15 protein-coding genes are annotated in these 18,341 nt (G+C 58.3%); all 15 read right to left on the reverse strand.

The features are described from left to right. Positions 1-6: 6 nt before the first annotated feature. On the reverse strand, positions 7-579 hold the full coding sequence (locus K1558_RS09110; protein WP_238651193.1) for a manganese efflux pump MntP: 573 nt from the start codon (positions 577-579) through the stop codon (positions 7-9). 267 nt (positions 580-846) lie between these two features. Then, positions 847-1,983, reverse strand: coding sequence for an L-threonylcarbamoyladenylate synthase (locus K1558_RS09115; RefSeq protein ID WP_238651194.1), 1,137 nt, complete (start codon positions 1,981-1,983; stop codon positions 847-849). Positions 1,984-2,373: 390 nt separating this feature from the next. Beyond that, a complete protein-coding gene (gene spoIIR, locus K1558_RS09120) occupies positions 2,374-3,153 on the reverse strand; it encodes a stage II sporulation protein R (RefSeq protein WP_238651196.1) in 780 nt (259 codons plus the stop codon). A gap of 118 nt (positions 3,154-3,271) precedes the next feature. Next, the gene (locus K1558_RS09125) at positions 3,272-4,465 is read right to left on the reverse strand and encodes an FtsW/RodA/SpoVE family cell cycle protein (RefSeq protein WP_238651198.1); all 1,194 of its coding nucleotides are present in this window, start codon (positions 4,463-4,465) and stop codon (positions 3,272-3,274) included. A 160-nt stretch (positions 4,466-4,625) separates the two neighbouring features. Beyond that, positions 4,626-5,816 carry an FtsW/RodA/SpoVE family cell cycle protein gene (locus tag K1558_RS09130; RefSeq protein WP_238651199.1) on the reverse strand — a complete coding sequence of 397 codons (1,191 nt, stop codon included), beginning with the start codon at positions 5,814-5,816 and terminating at the stop codon, positions 4,626-4,628. A 650-nt stretch (positions 5,817-6,466) separates the two neighbouring features. Continuing rightward, a complete protein-coding gene (locus K1558_RS09135) occupies positions 6,467-7,492 on the reverse strand; it encodes a N5-glutamine methyltransferase family protein (protein WP_420800421.1) in 1,026 nt (341 codons plus the stop codon). Positions 7,493-7,496: 4 nt separating this feature from the next. Further along, positions 7,497-8,564: a peptide chain release factor 1 gene (gene prfA / locus K1558_RS09140; protein ID WP_238651200.1), complete on the reverse strand. Its 1,068-nt coding sequence runs from the start codon at positions 8,562-8,564 to the stop codon at positions 7,497-7,499. Between the two features lie 481 nt (positions 8,565-9,045). After that, a complete protein-coding gene (gene ychF / locus K1558_RS09145; RefSeq protein WP_238651201.1) occupies positions 9,046-10,146 on the reverse strand; it encodes a redox-regulated ATPase YchF in 1,101 nt (366 codons plus the stop codon). Between the two features lie 304 nt (positions 10,147-10,450). Beyond that, entirely contained in the window at positions 10,451-11,683 is a 1,233-nt protein-coding gene (locus K1558_RS09150) for an IS110 family RNA-guided transposase (protein ID WP_238651203.1), read from the reverse strand. Positions 11,684-12,403: 720 nt separating this feature from the next. Next, entirely contained in the window at positions 12,404-12,874 is a 471-nt protein-coding gene (locus tag K1558_RS09155) for a GNAT family N-acetyltransferase (RefSeq protein ID WP_238651205.1), read from the reverse strand. Positions 12,875-12,921: 47 nt separating this feature from the next. Then, a complete protein-coding gene (fni, locus tag K1558_RS09160) occupies positions 12,922-14,061 on the reverse strand; it encodes a type 2 isopentenyl-diphosphate Delta-isomerase (RefSeq protein WP_238651207.1) in 1,140 nt (379 codons plus the stop codon). Positions 14,062-14,213: 152 nt separating this feature from the next. Continuing rightward, positions 14,214-15,689, reverse strand: a complete 1,476-nt coding sequence (locus K1558_RS09165) for a phytoene desaturase family protein (protein ID WP_238651208.1) — start codon at positions 15,687-15,689, stop codon at positions 14,214-14,216. Further along, a complete protein-coding gene (locus tag K1558_RS09170) occupies positions 15,686-16,879 on the reverse strand; it encodes a glycosyltransferase family 2 protein (RefSeq protein ID WP_238651210.1) in 1,194 nt (397 codons plus the stop codon). The genes K1558_RS09165 and K1558_RS09170 overlap by 4 nt, the downstream gene beginning before the upstream one ends. Continuing rightward, positions 16,840-17,580, reverse strand: a complete 741-nt coding sequence (locus K1558_RS09175; RefSeq protein ID WP_238651211.1) for a lysophospholipid acyltransferase family protein — start codon at positions 17,578-17,580, stop codon at positions 16,840-16,842. Before K1558_RS09175 ends, K1558_RS09170 begins: the two co-directional genes overlap by 40 nt. After that, positions 17,549-18,340, reverse strand: a complete 792-nt coding sequence (locus tag K1558_RS09180) for a carotenoid biosynthesis protein (protein ID WP_238651212.1) — start codon at positions 18,338-18,340, stop codon at positions 17,549-17,551. Before K1558_RS09180 ends, K1558_RS09175 begins: the two co-directional genes overlap by 32 nt. Position 18,341: the final 1 nt, after the last annotated feature.

Consider the following 18,341-nt stretch of genomic DNA (forward strand, 5'->3'; position numbering starts at 1 on the left):
ATTGTATCAGAAGATGAACAGCAAGCCAAACGCCAGCAGAATCGCCCCGCCCAGCGCTTCCCCGTAATCCCCTAGACCGCGGCTCACCCGTCTGCCCAGCAGCAGACCGGTAATGGCCATGACGCCGCCGCAGGCACCGAAAGCGAGCACGGTCAGAATGATATTGCTGACAAACATCCCCAGCGAGACCCCCACGGAGAAGGAGTCCACACTTACACTTAGGGCAATCAGCAGCATCCCCCATCCGGTCCGGTGATCCATCTGCCGGCTGGCGCCGTCGTCCTCGCGGAAGGAATTGAATACCATATGTCCGCCCAGCAGCACAAGCAGGCCCCCGGCGGCAAACGTGGTGACCTGTCCCAGCAAATGGCCGACATAGCTGCCGGTGAACAAGCCCAGGAGCGGCATCAGCACATGAAAAAAAGCAATCATCAAGCTGAGCTGCAGCACATGGAGCAGACGGATGCCCCTCATCCCGATGCCCACTCCGAGCGAGAACGCATCCATCCCCAGCGCAACCGCCATGATGGTTACGGTCACAATCTGGCCCCAGCCTTCATATATCCCGCCTAAGCCCATGAATATACCCCCACCTCAGGTCCATAAGTCTTGTACAATCACGATATGCGGACAAGATGGCATTCATGCCTGTCAGGTGGATGGGAGGGCGGGCTGCGGAAGGTAGGGATATATGAGGAATTAAGAAAAAAAGTGTATTTGTACACTTCGTCGCTGGCTCGGGAATCGGCGTTTGTGCGAAATCAGGTGTATTTGCACACTTCGTTGACTAGAAAATCGGCGTTTGCGCGAAATCAGGTGTATTTGTACACTTCGTTGGCTCGGGAATCAGTCTGTGTCGATGACCGTATCCCCGGCGGCCTTCATCAGCCGGTTCATAATGGCGGCGCCGAGGCCCGTGACCGGGCAAGCCTCGGCCAGGATGTACGTGGCTCCCGCTTCATCGAAACGCCGCAAGGCGGCATACAAGAAGCGGGCAGCCTCCTCCGGCGAGGCGAGCGGGCCGAGCGACACCACGCAGGCGGCCGGGTCGGCCGGATACAGGGCCCGATGCTCCTCGAAGAGGAGCAGGCCCGTCACCGCGCCGCCCCGCTGCGCCGCCTGCAGCAGCCCTGCGGCGGTCTCCGCCACGCACTGCGCGGAGGAGCCGCGTACTATGCTGAGCGCCCCGCGCGGAGCATAGTGCGTGTACTTCATGCCCGGCGCGCGCGGCGCCGGGCTCACCTCCGCCGCCTGCGCAGCAGCGGCGGACACGCCAGTACCGCCGGCAGCAGCGCCCGGCGGTACTGGCACGTTGCCGCCGGACGCTCCGGCGGCCGTGCCGGTCACCGCCGCGAGCTGCTCGGCGGTGATGCCGCCGGGACGGAGCACCAGCACCGTCCCGTCCGGCTGCACCTGCACCACGGTCGACTCCAGGCCGACCCCGGCTGCGCCACCATCGAGGACCCCGCCGATATATCCGGCGAGGTCCTCCAGCACATGGGCGGCCAGCGTAGGACTCGGCCGCCCGGAGCGGTTGGCGCTGGGCGCCGCCACCGGGCAATCCGCCGCGCGCAGCAGCGCCAGCGCCACCGGATGGTCAGGCATCCGCACCCCGACCGTATCCAACCCCGCCGTCACCAGCGGCGAGAGGACGCCGGGGCGCACCGGCAGCACCAGCGTCAGCGGGCCCGGCCAGAACGCATCGATCAGCGCCAAGGCGACTGGGTGTACCTCCGTGACCAGGCCCTCCAGGTCGCTGCGCCGGGCGATATGCACGATCAGCGGATTATCGGAGGGCCGGCCCTTGGCGGCGAAGACCGCTTCAACAGCAGCGGTATTACGCGCATCTGCGCCCAGCCCGTACACCGTCTCTGTCGGGAAGGCGACCGTCTCCCCGCTGCGCAGCAGAGCAGCCGCTTCTTCAATCTTTTCAAGGTCGCTTGCGCGAAGCGCCCCTGAATCAGCTGCTCCCCCGTCGTCCATACCTGCCTTACTGCCAGAGGCCAGGCTCCAGCACAGAGTCGATTCTATATGACCGCTGCGGCGCTGGGCCGCAAATGGAGTATGCTTCTCTTTTGTCATGATTCATCACTAGCTTTCCTATGAGATTAAGACCGCAGGGCGCACGCCTCACGCCGCCGGCAGCAAAGCTAAATAACCCCACAAAGTGAAGCTTTGGCGTAGGTGGTGACTCAGGTACTTTGCGGGGACCCCAAAACATATAAATTCTTATCTATCCAAAAAACGGCCCCACCAGGTGGGGCCGCCAATCACCTCAAGTTCTGCCATCATTCTTCATCGTACCATATCCAGGGCCAAAACTGTAGAATCATCCTTCACGCAGACCACAATGAACCACAGTGTCATGGGCCTTCAGGCAAACAGCCCGCAGATCCAGCTCCATAGACTTTGCAGCAGCTCCCAGACGAAGAATTTCACCTTGGGTGTTTCTGCATCAGAATCTGAATTTCCTCCCTTGTTAGTCGAATCCGATATACCGGAATTCGCCTTCCCGGCGGCTCCATCGGCCGCTTTCACCTTCGCCCCGTCCCCTGAAGCCTTGGCCGAGACTTTAGCTGCTTCTTTGGAAGCAGCCGGTGCGGCAGCCGCCGCATCGCCGCTTCCTGCATCAATGAAGCACAGCGGCGGGAACAGCACACACCACCAGTTTTGCCCCTTGCCGGCCCCCAGCGTAATCCGCACAGCTTCGTATTCCCCGGCAGGGTAGACGCGGCCTCCATACATTTTGGTCGGAAAAGGTACGGTCCCCAGCTCTACATGGTAGCTGTAGTTAATCCCCCGCTGCTCCAGCTCTCTGCCCACCAGCTCTGTCAGCTCCGGCAGATGATTACGGATCAGGGTACGGGCCTGCTCCAGGCTCTGCGGGTCCTCCAGCCCGGCGACCCACTGGTTGATCTGCTCCACCACCCGGTCGCGGATCTGGCGCTTGACCAGCTGATCTCCGGTACTATCCGAATTCGCCAGAATGCGCAAACGGATCGAATCCTGCGGAATTGATACCTCTGCTACGGCGGCATCGCTCTTTTGCCCTTCCCAGGCCATCATCAGAATCATAAAAAAACAAATTAAAATGGCAGTATACTTAAAAGTAATCCGCAGGGAATCCCCCTGATCCGGCTTATGATTCTCCATCCTCTGCAGCCCCTCTCTGAATCTCTTATACTCCCAGTATGTCCAGGAAAGAGAGAGGGCAAACCTAGCAATCTATTATTTTTGAAGACAGGAATAGCGGCTATCCCGGTAGATAGTATTATGGTTTGGACCATAGCGATTGCCCCTTGATATCCGGCAGCGGGAGATTATCCTCAGCCTCCTGCCCGTAGAGACGCACACTCATCGCAATCCCCATACAGGCCATATTAATCAACAGCGAGGTCCCGCCGTAGCTGATGAACGGCAGGGTAATGCCGGTCAGCGGCATCAGCCCGATCATGGCCCCGATATTCTCCAGAATCTGATAGAGCAGCATCGCCACCATCCCGACAATCAGAAACGGCCCGGCGCGGTCCCTGCACTCCATAGCAACGATAATAAGCCGGTGAATCAGGGCGAAGAATAACATCAGCAGGACCGCGGCCCCCACGAAGCCGAATTCCTCGCCAATCTGCACAAAAATCGATTCTGAATACAGATACGGCACCCGGTTAGCCTGCACGGAGTTGCCCTGCAGATAGCCCTCCCCCTGCAGACCGCCGGAGCCAATCGCCGTCTTGGCGTTCTTGGTATGATAGCTCGCTTCACTGCTGGCCAGATCCGGCACCAGCCACGGGTCGAACCGGCGGACGAAATGGTCCCGGCCCAGTGTTTTCTCAATGAAGTGGACCGTCTGCTCGTGATAGTTAATATAGGTCAGAATGAATGCCAGAACTGCCCCGCCGGCGATAAGCAAGCCGATCAGCGCATGTGATAATTTGATCTGCCCCACCCAGAGCAGGCCTACCAGGATCACGAGGTAACTAAGCGCATTGCCCAGATCATTCTGAATAATGACCAGCGCGAACGGCAGCAGGGTAATCAGGCCCAGCGGCACGACATCGCGCCAGAACTGGAGCGGGGTTTTATTTTTGCGGACAAGCAGGGTACTCAGAAAAATAATCAGAATCAGCTTAAACAGCTCCGCCGGCTGAATGCTTAACACCTCTCCGAAGCCGATCCAGCCTTGGGCCCCGTTCTTCGTCTTGCCGATGACGCTTACAAGCAGCAGGATGCCGATCCCGGCAAGGTAGATATACAATCCGTACCGCACCAGCAGGCGGTAATCGAACAGGCTCAGCAGGATGAATGCGACAAAACCCGCCACATAATACTGAAGCATTCTCATATGCATCCCGTCCAGGCCATCTCTTCCATGCGTCACACTATAGATCGAGAAGAGACTGATACCCATCAGCAGCAACAGAATAAGTACAATGCTGCCGTCTATCCTCTGCATTCGCTGCCACATCTGAATATCCCCCTTAACATTTCAGAACAGAAGTCTGCCCGCTATAAGCAGCCCGGTCTTTAGTCACTATTTTCCATTATAATGCAGCAGAAGGTTATATTCAAAAAAACGGAACCCCTCGCAAGCGAAGAGTCCCGGTGTGATTGGCAATAGATTGAGTTCAGCCCTTCTTGGAAGGGGCAGGGGAAGCATACACAGATGGAGCAGGCAGATCCTCCTCCACCTCTTGCCCATGCAGGCGCACGCTCATGACAAGTCCGATGCTCGCCATGTTGATCAGCAGTGAGGTTCCCCCGAAGCTGATGAACGGCAGCGTAATGCCGGTCAGCGGCATGAGGCCCAGGAAGGCCCCGATATTCTCAAAAATCTGGTAGAGCAGCATCGCCACCACCCCGACAATCAGGAACGGCCCGCCCCTGTCCTTGGCCTCCAGTGCGATGAGGATCATCCGGTGAATGAGAATGAAGTACAGCAGCAGCACCAGCGCCGAGCCGACAAAGCCGTATTCCTCCGCAATCTGTACAAAAATCGAGTCCGAATAGGTGTAAGGCACCCTGTCCGTCTGCACCGAGCTTCCGGTCATATAGCCTTCCCCGCTCATTCCGCCGGAGGCGATGGCCATTTTGGCGTTTTTGGTATGGTAGATCGCCTTGGCGGTTGCCTTCTCCGGCACCAGCCATGGGTCGAAGCGTTCGATCCAGTGGGAGCGGCCGATATCGGTCAGGAACGTCTTCAGCTCATCGTGATAGTGGATATAGCTCATAATGCCGGCAACTGCAGAGCCGCCGACGATTAATATTCCAATCAGGGCATGGGTAAATTTGATGTTGCCGATCCACAGCAGGCCGGCCAGAATGACGATGTAAGACAGGGCATTCCCCAGGTCGTTCTGGCTGAGCACGATCAGAAACGGCAGCAGGCTTAAGAGTCCCAGCGGAACTACGTCACGCCAGAAGAGCAGCTTGTTCTTATTCTTACGGACGAGGGCAGCAGCCAGGAAAAGAATCAGCACCAGCTTGAACAGCTCTGCCGGCTGAAGGCTGAGGCCTCCGAGATCAATCCAGCCCTGGGCGCCGTTCTTTTCGGTCCCGAAGAAGGTGACCATCACCAGAATCCCGATCCCGGAAATGTAAGCATATAACGCATATTTCACCAGCAGGCGGTAATCCACGAAGGTCAGCCCGAAAAAGGCGACGAAGCCCACAATATAGAATTTGATCATTTTGATATGCGAGCCGTCCAGCCGCTCACGTCCATGGGTCACACTATATATGGATAAAATGCTGACCACCATCAGCAGTGCAAGAATCACCACGACCACGCCATCGATCTTCTTAATCTTCTGAAGCATATTCTATCTCCTTACCGGTACTGGTTCTTCTTATCCTGCATGAAGGCAGCCCTACGCAGAAGTTCCGTAATTCTATTGTATAGGAAGGGGCAGGCTAAATACAATTTCCATCGTTTGGTTGTGTGCTGTGCAGGCGGAGCGCCGGGGTCATACACAGTTGCCAGGAGTGTAACGGCCCGGTTACCGGTTACTAGAGAGAATCCATGCACGCAGCACCCTGGTATCCGCACGACACCTCGATTTCCCGCTTCCAGCATACAATGCTCCTGAGCTCCACCAGCTCCCCACGCTTCCCCGCAGCGGACTGAGCGGACCTTATTTGCCGCAAAAGCGCTTTTCCAGGTGTTTCGCGGACTGGGAGGACGCTATTTGTTCATTGGGTTGCTCAAACCGTCCCGTTTACAGTCAATAACGTCTCCTCAGTCCGCGAGCACTGAACACTTCCCGTTATTCGAGCAAATAGCATCTTCTCAGTCCGTTCTCCGGCTTCACCTTGCGTTTTCTACTCTATGATGTTCGTTGTTGCTGCATAATGTGCCGGCCGTACCTGGTCAGGTACCTGTCTCCTGCAAAAAGCACTCAGGCGGCTGCTCCACCTGTTGCGAGCCTCAGCCTCCGGCCCTCTGCCGGGGGCGGGGCCGCCAAGCAAGCTACCGGCGTGCTATGCCCAGCACATGCCGGGGAATACCGGCGAGATCCTCAATTGTGAGGATCTCGTCCCAGTGCCCGGCTGCCCGCAGCATGTCGGCGACCTGCCCGGCCTGCCCCTGGCCGAGCTCGAAGCCGATCAGGCGCGGCGGCGCCGGGAGCAGCGGCAGCTGCTCCATCATGCGGCGGTACGGGTCCAGCCCGTCCCCGCCGCCGTCCAGTGCCGTGCGCGGCTCATGGTCGCGCACCTCACGCTGCAGCCCGGCGATATCGCCGCCGGGTATATACGGCGGGTTGGAGACGAGTATATCCGTCTCCATCCCCGCGAACGGCTCGAGCAGATCGCCGAGCCGCAGGTCAAGGGCTGTGCCGTGCCGCTGCGCATTGCGCCCGGCCACGGCCAGCGCGCCGGGCGAGATGTCGCCGGCGCAGACCCGCCACGCCGGCGCTTCCGCTGCCAGCGTGACGGAGATGGCCCCGCTGCCGGCGCCGATATCGACGGCGGTCAGCGGGCGCGCGGCGCGTGCTTCGCCAGCGCCGCTATTGGCAGGCGCGGCTTCGCCCCGCGCCGCCACCGCCTCTCCGCCCGCAGCGATCCCCTGCGCGCGCCCGTCAGCTTCCGGCGCAGCTTCACTCTGCGCCGCCACTAGCCCGTCCGGCCACAGCTGTGCGCCGTACTTTAGAATCGCCTCGACCAGCAGCTCCGTCTCGGGCCGCGGGATCAGCACCTCGGGTGTGACCTCGAAGGTGCGTCCATAGAACTCCTGCTCGCCGGTGATATATTGCACCGGCTCACCCGCCGCCCGGCGGGAGACCAGCGTCTCCCAGCCGGACTTCAGGCCGGCCGGGAACGGATCGGCCAGCGCCATATAATAAGCCGCCCCGGACAGGCCCAGCGCATGCTCCAGCAGCAGCTGGCTGCTGCGCTGCGGCTCGCTTACCCCATGGGCGGCCAAAAAAGAAGAAGCCTCCGCAAAGGCTTCCCGGATGCTTTGCACGTCAGGCATGACATAAGAGTCGTGGTTCAAAGCATTATTCTCCTTTTTGCATCAATTCCGCTTGCTCTGCAATCGACAGGGCCGAGATGATCTCGGTAATATCGCCGTTCATCACCTGATCCAGACGGTGCAGGGTCAGGCCGATGCGGTGATCCGTTACACGGCTCTGCGGGAAGTTGTAGGTACGGATGCGCTCACTGCGGTCCCCGGTGCCTACCTTGCTCTTGCGCTCCCCGGAATACTTCGCTTCCTCTTCCTGGCGCTTCAGGTCCGAGATGCGGGCACGCAGTACCTGCAGCGCCTTCTCCTTGTTGGAGTTCTGGGACTTGCCGTCCTGGCAGGTTGCGACAATGCCGGTAGGCACGTGGGTAACACGTACAGCCGACTTCGTTGTATTAACGGACTGTCCGCCTGCACCGCTGGAGCAGAAGGTATCGACGCGGATATCCTTGTCAAGAATCTCGATTTCGAACTCTTCCGCTTCCGGCATTACTGCCACGGTGGAAGTGGAGGTATGGATGCGTCCGCCGGATTCGGTCGTCGGGATGCGCTGCACGCGGTGTGCGCCGCTCTCGAACTTCATTTTGCTGTAGGCGCCGCGGCCGTTAATCATGAAGATTACTTCCTTGAAGCCGCCGAGGTCATTCGTGTTCACATCCATCAGCTCGACGCGCCAGCCCTGGGCATCGGCATAACGGGTATACATCCGGTACAGGTCGGAAGCGAACAGAGCTGCTTCATCACCGCCAGCTGCGCCTCGAATTTCCACGATAACGTTCTTGTCGTCATTAGGGTCCTTCGGCAGGAGCAGCACACGAATCTTCTCCTCCAGCTGGATCTGACGGGCGGACAGCTCGTCAATCTCCATTTTGACCATTTCCTTCATTTCATCATCAAGCTTCTCGGCCTGCATCATCTTCGCGGCTTCAAGCTCTTCCATTACATTCTTATATTCACTATACGCCTCGAAGGCGGGCTGCAAGTCAGATTGTTCTTTGGAATAGTCCCTCAGTTTCTTACTGTCGCTTGCAACATCCGGGTCACATAGCAGTTCACTGAGTTTCTCATAGCGGTCCGCCAGGGATTGCAATCGGTCCAACAAGGGAATTCACCTCTCCTGATTCAAATTGTTCCGTATTATTACTTCAAATTGTAGATACAAACGAATTAGATATACGACTTTATATTATACCACCAATGACGCCAATTGGCTACTGCACAAGCTGCCGGCAAAACAAATCAACCTAACGGGTGAGCAACACTAGTGCCTCATGCCCCATAGCGCCATACATCTGACTCATGCACCTTCCCGGCTGCCCGCTGACTGTGTTCGTTTCGTCGCATACATTTAGCCCACATGCCTAACTCCAGCCCACTGTGTTCGCTTTTTCGCATACATTCGGCCCACGCACCGCCCTGCCAGCTACCTACTAAATCCTTGCTTACAGAATCGTCCGACTTAATCGGCATGATGGTTCTTTCCCCGCCAAACGCGCCAAACGCATGAAGGCCACCCAACAAGTGCAACTGCTACTCTTGGATGGCCTATCTAATATTCTCTGGTTGAGAGCCTTCTATTCGTTCTATACGTTGAAGCGGAAGTGCATGACGTCGCCGTCCTGAACCAGATATTCCTTGCCTTCGAGACGCAGCTGGCCGCGTTCCTTGGCACCGTTCATCGAGCCTGCAGCTACCAGATCGGTATACGATACGACCTCGGCGCGGATAAAGCCGCGTTCAAAATCGGTATGAATGACTCCCGCCGCTCCAGGCGCTTTGGTGCCCTTGCGGATGGTCCAGGCACGAACCTCCTGCACGCCTGCTGTGAAGTAGGTGTACAGCCCGAGCAATTTGTAGGCAGCCTTAATCAGGCGGTTCAGCCCGGATTCCTGCAGCCCCAGCTCTTCCAGGAACATCTCCTTGTCTTCGCCTTCCAGCTCCGCAATCTCCGCCTCCACTTTTGCGCTGATCGGTACCACTTCCGCATTCTCGGCGGCTGCGAATTCACGGACCTGCTTCACATAAGGGTTCTCTTCGGCGCCTGCCACCTCATCCTCGCTCACGTTCGCTGCATACAGCACCGGCTTCAGCGTCAGCAGATGGAGATCGCGCACAATCAGGCGTTCGTCATCGGACAAGTCCAGACTGCGTGCAGGCTGGTCCTGATACAGAGCTTCCTTCACGCGCTCCAGTACTTCTACTTCCTGGGCGTATTTCTTGTCGCCGCCCTTGATATTTTTGCGGGAACGCTCAATCCGCTTCTCCACGCTCTCCAGATCGGCCAGAATCAGCTCCAGGTTAATCGTCTGGATGTCACTGATCGGATTCACTTTGCCGTCTACATGGGTTACGTTCTCATCGACGAAGCAGCGCACCACATGCACAATGGCATCCACCTCACGGATATGCGCCAGGAACTTGTTGCCCAGGCCTTCGCCCTTGCTTGCCCCGCGCACGAGTCCGGCAATATCCACGAATTCAAAAGCGGTCGGAACCGTCTTGTTCGGCTGCACCAGCTCCACCAGCTTATCCAGACGCTCGTCCGGCACTTCCACAACGCCCACATTCGGGTCAATGGTGCAGAAAGGATAGTTCGCGGACTCCGCCCCCGCCTGGGTAATAGCATTAAATAATGTCGATTTACCAACGTTGGGAAGCCCAACGATACCTGCTTTCAAAGCCATTTATATGACAACTCCTATTTTCGGTTGGTTTGATCACCGCATGAAACGCCTGAACTGATCTCAACCATTATATATTAGAACAAAATCTCCAGCAACAGCGGATGTCAAGGGCAGGCCGCCAAACACACCTTACCGGGTGAATATGATTTTACTTGGCGCTGCCCGTTGTGGCGACTCCCCACTGCAAAATGTGGTCGGTTTAATACGAAAATAAAAGTATCGGAAAATGCGCCGCAGACTGGATTTTGACAAAAAAAGGCCCACCGCCCCAAAAAACGTTTCGTTTTTTTTGAAAAAGGGAAGACTATTGGATAGGATTTAATTCCACGCTATATCCTAACTGCTGGATATATTTCACGTACCTATCTAACGTGTTTTTCTTGGACGTCTCATCGCCTAGTGAGACGTCTATTTCTTGGTAGGACCTTTTCTCCCGCATTAGGGCATGGAGAATTCGAATCAGCAAATGCGCCGTGGCGACGTTTGCTTTTTTATCGCCTCGTCTCTTCCGGATTCGTCGAAAGAATTGGCCGATCCGGTTCGAGGAGCGAGAATTTGCCCAAGCCGCCTGACACAAGGCCCCTTTCAGATGCTTGTTCCCTTGCATCGATTTTGACTTTCTTCGCTTACCAGCGCTTTCGTTGTTCCCTGGACACACCCCCGCCCATGACGCAAACTGCGCGTCACTCGGGAACATGTCCGCGACATGCGGCCCCACTTCGGCAAAGATGGTCACCGCAGACGTCCGCTCAATTCCTGGAATGGAGTCAATTTGTTCAATCACCTCCAGGTACGGTTCTGCCTTCGCCTCGATTCGAGCTTCCAGTTCCGTGATTCTTTTCTCCAAATAGACCAAGTGGTCCCAGTGATCTCGAATCATCTCCCGATGATGACGGCGCAACTTGCCATTGAGCGCATCGAGTAGCTGCGGCACTTTCTTTTTTAAACGGGTTTTCACCAGGTTTTTAACGGTCACTTCGTCAACGACCTCGCCGTCCATGATCTTCTGGAGCAGGCCCCGTCCCGTAACCCCATAGAGATCGGACATAAAGGTGGTTAGCTTGATGTTGGCATCCTGCAGGATTTTGTGGATGCGGTTTTTCTCCGCCGTCACCGCTTGCACCATCTTACTCCGGTAACGGGTCAAGTCCCGCAAATCCCGGATGTCCTGTTCGGGCACCATACTGCCTTCAATGAGCCCGCAGCGGTGCAATTGCGCTAACCAGCGCGCGTCTTGGATGTCACTTTTTCGACCCGGCATATTCTTTACCTTCCGGGCGTTGGCCAGGAGAAGTTCACAACTGCCCTCTAAGATGTTCCATACCGGTTTCCATAACACGCCGGTACTCTCCATCACCACCTCCCGGCACCCGTGTTCACTCAGCCAATCTTGCAGGCCTAGCAATTCTTTGGTGGTCGTCCCAAAGGTTTTCAGGTGACATTGGGGTGCCTGTTCGATCGGTCCTTTTAACACGCAGGCCACAACGGTTTCCTGATGCACGTCCAGACCGGCGCAACACATACGTACAGCATCCATTCCAATCTTCCTCCATCGTCAGTTTACAAATCATGCGCTCGAGTGAGTGTAATTTAATACACGTACTTTTGGGGGCTACAATAGGCGATGCTCGAAAAGCGCAATAGAACGGTTTTTCGAACGGGGTGGGTCCCAGTAACCGTTTCCGCCCTTTGATTTGTATATGTAAGTGTTGACGACTACAGCCTCATTTAGAATGGATGCGACGGATGCCACCCACTTATTTTCATTCCTGGGGGTGACAAGGCCTCTGTCTTGTCATGACTGTTTTTCGATTACATTTCGCGTACGCAGCGCTCCCAGTGCATATGTGGTCGGTTTTTCGATTACATTTCGCGTACACGGCGCTCCCAGTGCAATTGTGGTCGGTTTTTCAATTACATTTGGCCTACACGGCACTCCCAGTGCAATTGTGGTCGGTTTTTCGATTACATTTCGCGTACGCAGCGCTCCCAGTGCAATTGTGGTCGGTTTTTCGATTACATTTCGCGTACACGGCGCTCCCAGTGCAATTGTGGTCGGTTTTTCGATTACATTCGGCCTACGTGGCGCTCCCAGTCCAAATATAGTCGGTTTTTCAATTACATTTGGCCTACACGCCCCCGCATTAACTCCGAACACTCCACATTATGCAAAAAGACTCCTTAAGGAGTCTCATCTTCTTCCGATTGCAACGTCTGAGTCCCTATGTCAGAGCCTGAGCTTCCTCTAACCTGCCGCCTACAATGTCTTAGACATCGTAATGTCTGTCACCTGGAAGCCCATTTTCTTATACAGCCCGAAGGCCCGTTCGTTGTGTCCAAAGACATGGAGACCGATCTTGGCCACCTTCAGCTTGCGGGCTTCCTCATCCAGCAGGAGCAGCGTCTGCTTGCCATAACCCCGGCCCTGGAACGGCTCGAAAATATAAATGTCATAGATGAACGCCTCCCGCAACCCGCGCTTCTCAGTCACATTGACCCAGAGATAACCAGCTTGGGTTCCAGAGCCATCCTCTATCACAGAATAAAAATAAGCTCCCTCAGTGTGGAGTCCTTGCGGCAGGTATTGCTTCATCGCTTCCTGCGACTGCGTTAACGCTGTATCAGCATCCCAGGCTCCGGCTTTGATCTTCTCTTCTGCATAGTCGCTGGTAGATTGCTTCAAAAACGACTGAAACGCTGCTTCGTCCATCGGGACCAGTGTAATCATAGCCCGCAACCCTTCTTTCAATTCAGATTATAATGGCCGGCCCGGCGTCAGCGCCGGATCAGCCTCGGTGTGCCGCGCAGCGCCGCCAGGTCCTGCGCACCGATGCCGAACATCACCGTCTGCAGCTCCAGCTCGACCTGCGCCAGCGCCTGGTCCAGCGCCTCCTCGGAGCTGACCGCCGGGCCCAGCAGCCCCCGGCCGAAGCCGGCCAGATCCGCGCCGAGCGCCAGCGCCTTGGCGGCATCCACGCCATGCTTCAGCCCGCCGCTGCCGATCAGCGGGCCGTCCGCTGATATTGCCCGCACCTCGGCGATGCATTCCGCCGTGGGGATGCCCCAGTCGGCGAAGGCCTCCGCCGCTGCCCGCCGGACCGGGTCGATGCTGCGGAACTTCTCGACCTGGCTCCAGGAGGTGCCGCCTGCACCGGCCACATCGATGAAGGCCACCCCGGCTTCATATAGCCGTAACGCCGTCTCACCGTCGATGCCCCAGCCGACCTCCTTGACGCCTACCGGCACTTCAAGAGTGCGGCACAAAGCCTCTATCCGCTTCAGCAGGGAGGCAAAGCCCGTATCCCCCTCCGGCTGGAATACCTCCTGCAGCCCGTTCAGATGCAGGACCAGCCAGTCGGCGCCTGCGATCTCGACCGCGCGGCGGCATTCCTCGACTCCGAAGCCCAGGGAGAGCTGCACTGCTCCGACATTGGCAATCACCGGAATCGTAGGCGCGTTGCCGCGCACGTAGAAGGTGGACGCCAGGTCGGCACGCTCTACAGCGGCGCGGACCGAGCCGACGCCAAGCGCCCAGCCCCGGCGCTCTGCCGCCTCGGCCAGCCGGGCGTTAATGCTGCCGGTGGCCTTGCTCCCGCCGGTCATGGAGCTGATCAGCAGCGGTGTGCGCAGCTTACGGCCCAGAAATGCTGTGCTCAGCGAGATTTTATCGAAATCCACTTCCGGCAGGGCATTATGGCGGAAGCGGTAATGCTCGAAGCCGGTGGTAATGCCGCTTCCGGCAACATCCTCATTCAGGCAGAGCCGGACATGCTCAATCTTCCGCTCGCCGGTTCTGGATTCAGGCAGCAGCGACTGATGTCCGCCGGCGCCCTGACTCTGCTGCCTTGTTGCCGGTCCGCCAGCCGGCTGCTCTGCGGAGCTCTGCGGCACACGATCCTGCGGCCTGTCATTCATACGGTCTTCCTCCGTTTCCGTTTGTGCTTCATTATAGCATAACCCCGCCGGGCGTTTGAATGCAGGGCGGGGGCCAAAGGTGATACAGGTGGCCCAGGTGATATGCAGCCGATTCAATCATCGGTTGTTCAATAATTCCAGTCATTGGACATTCACATATTTCCGGCAATCGCTTCACCCACCAGCCTGCCGGACAGGGACACGACCGGCGTTCCGCCGCCGGGATGGGTAGTTCCGCCCACATACCAGAGCCCCTGTATATCCTTCGAGCGGTTGCCCGGGCGCGAGAACGTCTGGCGGACGGTATTGGAGGAGATCCCGTAGATCGCTCCCTTGTGCGCCAGGGTATCACGCGCGATATCCTGCGGTGTATAGCGCTGCAGGACATCGGCTGAAGACAGCCCGTCAATGCCGCGGCTCTCCAGCACCGACAGTACACGCTCCCCGTAACCCTCAGTCTCGCTGCTCCAGTCACAGGCCGGACTCAGATATGGCGCATTCGCCAGGATGAACAGATTGCTGCCGCCTACCGGCGCCATCCCCGGCTCCGAATACCCTGAGTGGCATACATAGACCGTCGGCTGCTGCGGAGGACGTCTATGCTCGAAGATGTCCTTGAACTCCTGTTCATAATGCTCAGGGAAAAACACCGTATGATGCAGCAGTGTATCATACATGCGCGGTACACCTGCCAGCGTAACCAGTCCGGACAGAGACGGCTCATAGGCTTCGATTCTGCGGTCTGTCATCCCCGGACGCTCCGCCTCCGGGAGCAGCATCCGGTTGATCGTCAGCACATCCCCGCCCGCGATAACCGTCCTGGAAGGATAGAAGCCCTGCGTTGTCTCCACCCCTTCTACAGCGCCGGAGACGACAGAAATTCCTGTAACCTCTGTTCCGGTAATAAGCTGCACCCCCAGACTCCGGGCTAGTGCAACCAGGCCGCTGACCAGGGAATACGTGCCGCCCTTGACCCCGTATACGCCCTCCTGAAGCTCCAGATGCCCCAGCATCGCGAAGATGGAAGGCGACTGGTACGGGGAAGAGCCGACATAGGTAGCATAGCGGCCGAACATCGCCAGGGTATTCGGATGGCTGAAGTAGCGCAGCAGGAGCTGCTGCAAGTTCAGCCATGGCCTTACACGGAGCAGGTCCCGCACCAGCGAAGGCGAGGCTTTGTCCTTCCAGGAGAGCAGCAGCCGGTTCAGGAACTGCTTCCCGCTGAGCTGATGCAGCCGCGCTGCCTCTGCCAGGAACTCCGGCAGCCGCGCCGCATCTGACGGACTGTAGGCTGCAACCTGCTCCTGCATCCGCCCGGTATCCCGCGAGAAATCGACCACCCTGCCGTCGGCGAACACATTGCGGGTGCGCGGCTCCAGCTCGTAGAGCTGGACATAATCCTCCATACGGGCGCCGGCAAGCTCATACAGTGAACGGAAGACATGGGGCATCGTAATTGTGCTCGGGCCGCGGTCGAAGGTGTAGCCGCCCGCTTCCACACGCTGCAGCTTGCCGCCGGGCTGAGCTTGCCGCTCCAGCACAGTAACCTCCCAGCCTGAGGCAGCGAGGGTTACCGCGCAGGACAGCCCTCCGAACCCGGCCCCTATGATCACAGCCTTCGGTTTCATCCATAACGCCTTCCTTTCCATTCATAACCTCCACTCGCGGCGCTTCCGCGCCAGGAAGCCGCAGCAATCAGGGACAGACAGACCACACTGGCAGGAAGCAAGAGACTGAACCAGACCGGCTGTCTGCCGGCGGCATCGCTGGTCCGCTTAACAGCTATGCCGCTGAGCACTGCAGCGGCTGGCCAGACGGCTGCTGCAGGCTGGCCGCTCAGAGCGTACCAGAGCAGTGCCCCGGCAGGCAGTAAATACAGCACCCCGTATACCAGGAGTACCGCCAGCAGCAGCACCGGGTTGCGCCCGGTACCGGCATAGATATTCTTCCGGTAGCCGTTCCAGACCTGCCGCGCATTATGATACATCCGCATGGACACATGCTCTGTAATATCGGCGAGGACGACAGGCTCCCCCGCGCGCTTCATCGCCCGGGCCAGCGCCATGTCGTCCACCAGCTCGCTGCGGATCGCTTCGTGTCCGCCGCAGCGGCCGTAACTGCTCCGCCGGATCAGCAGGAAGCCGCCGTGTGCTGCAACGAATCGCGGATCACGGGAGCCGCGGACCAGCTTAACCGGCAGGTGGCAGATGACCGTGAAGACCATCAGCGGAACCACCAGCCGCTCCAGCCAGGTTCCGGTATGCTGACGGGGGAAGCCTGTAACCATGCCGCTGCCAGCAGCTTCAGCCGCTGCGCGCGCCGCCTGAAGCGCCGAGGGCTCCAGACGGGCATCCGCATCCAGGAACAGCAGCCAGTCGCCGCCAGCCGCTTCCGCCAGCTGGGCGCAGGCGTGGGACTTGCCCAGCCAGCCCTCCGGCAGCTTCCTACCCTTCAGCACACGGACCCGGCCTCCTCCGGCAGCGGCAGCGATATCGCCCGTGGCATCCTCCGAGCCGTCATCCAGCACCAGAATCTCCACCTCCAGACCATCCGTGTCGCAAGAGAGCACCGATGAGAGGCAGTCCCCAATGTTAGCCGCCTCGTTGCGGGCGGGAATCAGCACCGACAGACGCCGTACCCGCGTAAGCACAGGTGCCTCCCCCGTCTTGGCAGCACCGGCTTCCAGCCCCATGCCCAGCCTCGGAAGCTGCGCTCTGTTCCATAGCGCGAAGAGCAGTTGAAGTACCAGAAGGCCGGTTATGACCTGGAAGAACATGCTCATGCCCTCCCCCTGCCCGGCCGCAGCAGGTCCAGCCATTCATTGGTGGACCTTCCTCTGCGGAGCAGCGGCTCGAATTCATCCGGCATATAGCCCTTATGGCTAAGGATGCTGCTGCGGTGCGCCTCAAGCTGCCGGTTCAGAACTGATTCCAGTGTGCGGGCGATCTCCGGGCGGTCCATCTCCGCCCAGGGCAGGAGCTGCGGCGCTCCGGCCAGCAGCGTAGCCTCCGGCTTCGTATGACGGAACAAGCCGTGATACAGCGTCACCGGCACTACGGCAGTCTGCGGACTGAGGCGCAGCACCAGGCCCGCCCCTTCCTTCAGGCTAAGCGGACGGTGCTCCAAGGGCAGAATCTCACCCTCGGGATACATCCAGACACTCTCTTCCGCCTGGAGCAATCCGGCGGTATAGCGCAGCGAAGCGCGCAAGTCACCCGGATTGCCAGGGTTAATCGAGAAGGCTCCAAGCTTCCGGAAGAAGGCATACTTGCGAAGCTGCTCCTCTTCCATCATGAAGTAATGCCGGTTCCCCGGCAGCTTCCCTGCGGCGTGGTAGGCCAGCAGGCCGTCCCACCAGGAGCTGTGATTCATCAGATAGAGAATGCCTCTGCCTGCGGCAGCGGCAGGCCGCAATTCTCCGCTTAGTCCGATGAAATGGAAATGCCTGCGCAGCAGATACAGCGAATTATAGCGGTAGAACAGGCGGTCAAACCTTCCCGATCTGGCGGCTTCCAGCATAGCGCAGACTCCCTTCGGCCAAGACAGCCCCCGCACCGGCGATTACCGCACAGGCGGGCAGCCCCTCGGTCAGACTGATCAGGCCAAACAGGATCAGAATGGCCTGGTACAGCCGGGTGCCCCGGCGTGCGGCCTGCCGCATCACCGGTACAGCCGGCAGCAGCATAGAGAGGGCTGCACCGGCAATCAGCCAGCCTCCGAAGTTGCTCCAGGGCACATGATAGAAGCCCCCGCCTCCCTCCCAGTGCCAGAAGTTCCTGGCGTGGGCCACAGGGTCAAGCACGAGATCCATCAGCACGGTCCAGAAGCCTACCTGCACCGCCCTCAGCAGAAGCAGCCGCATACCGCGCTGCCCGAAGTCATGGCTGATCAGAATGGCGTTGCACACGACAGCAATCCAGGCGAAGCCAAGGGTAACCGGAACTCCGAATACCAGCGGTCCCAGAATGGAAGAATACGTGTAGTCCCCGAATAACCGGCCGGAATGGACGCCTACCCACTCCACCGCCATGCCTCCAAGCCAGATCAGCACGAAGGCAAGCCATAGGCGCATACTGGCGTTACCTTTGCTATTTGAGTCGTTGACTGACCAGTCAGACATGAATGGCTTGTGCTGTCCCCTCACGAATAAGTCCATGGCATAGGCGGCGTAGAATACAAGAAAGAGTCCGTTAGAGAATTGCAGGCTGTCCGGAATACCGAGCCAGATCAGCAGCAGCGCGCCAATCGCATACCAGATCCAGAATAGGGTCCTGACCATC

It is taken from the genome of Paenibacillus piscarius (assembly GCF_022234545.1).
In the GTDB taxonomy this organism is placed as follows: Bacteria; Bacillota; Bacilli; order Paenibacillales; family Paenibacillaceae; genus Paenibacillus_AQ; species Paenibacillus_AQ piscarius.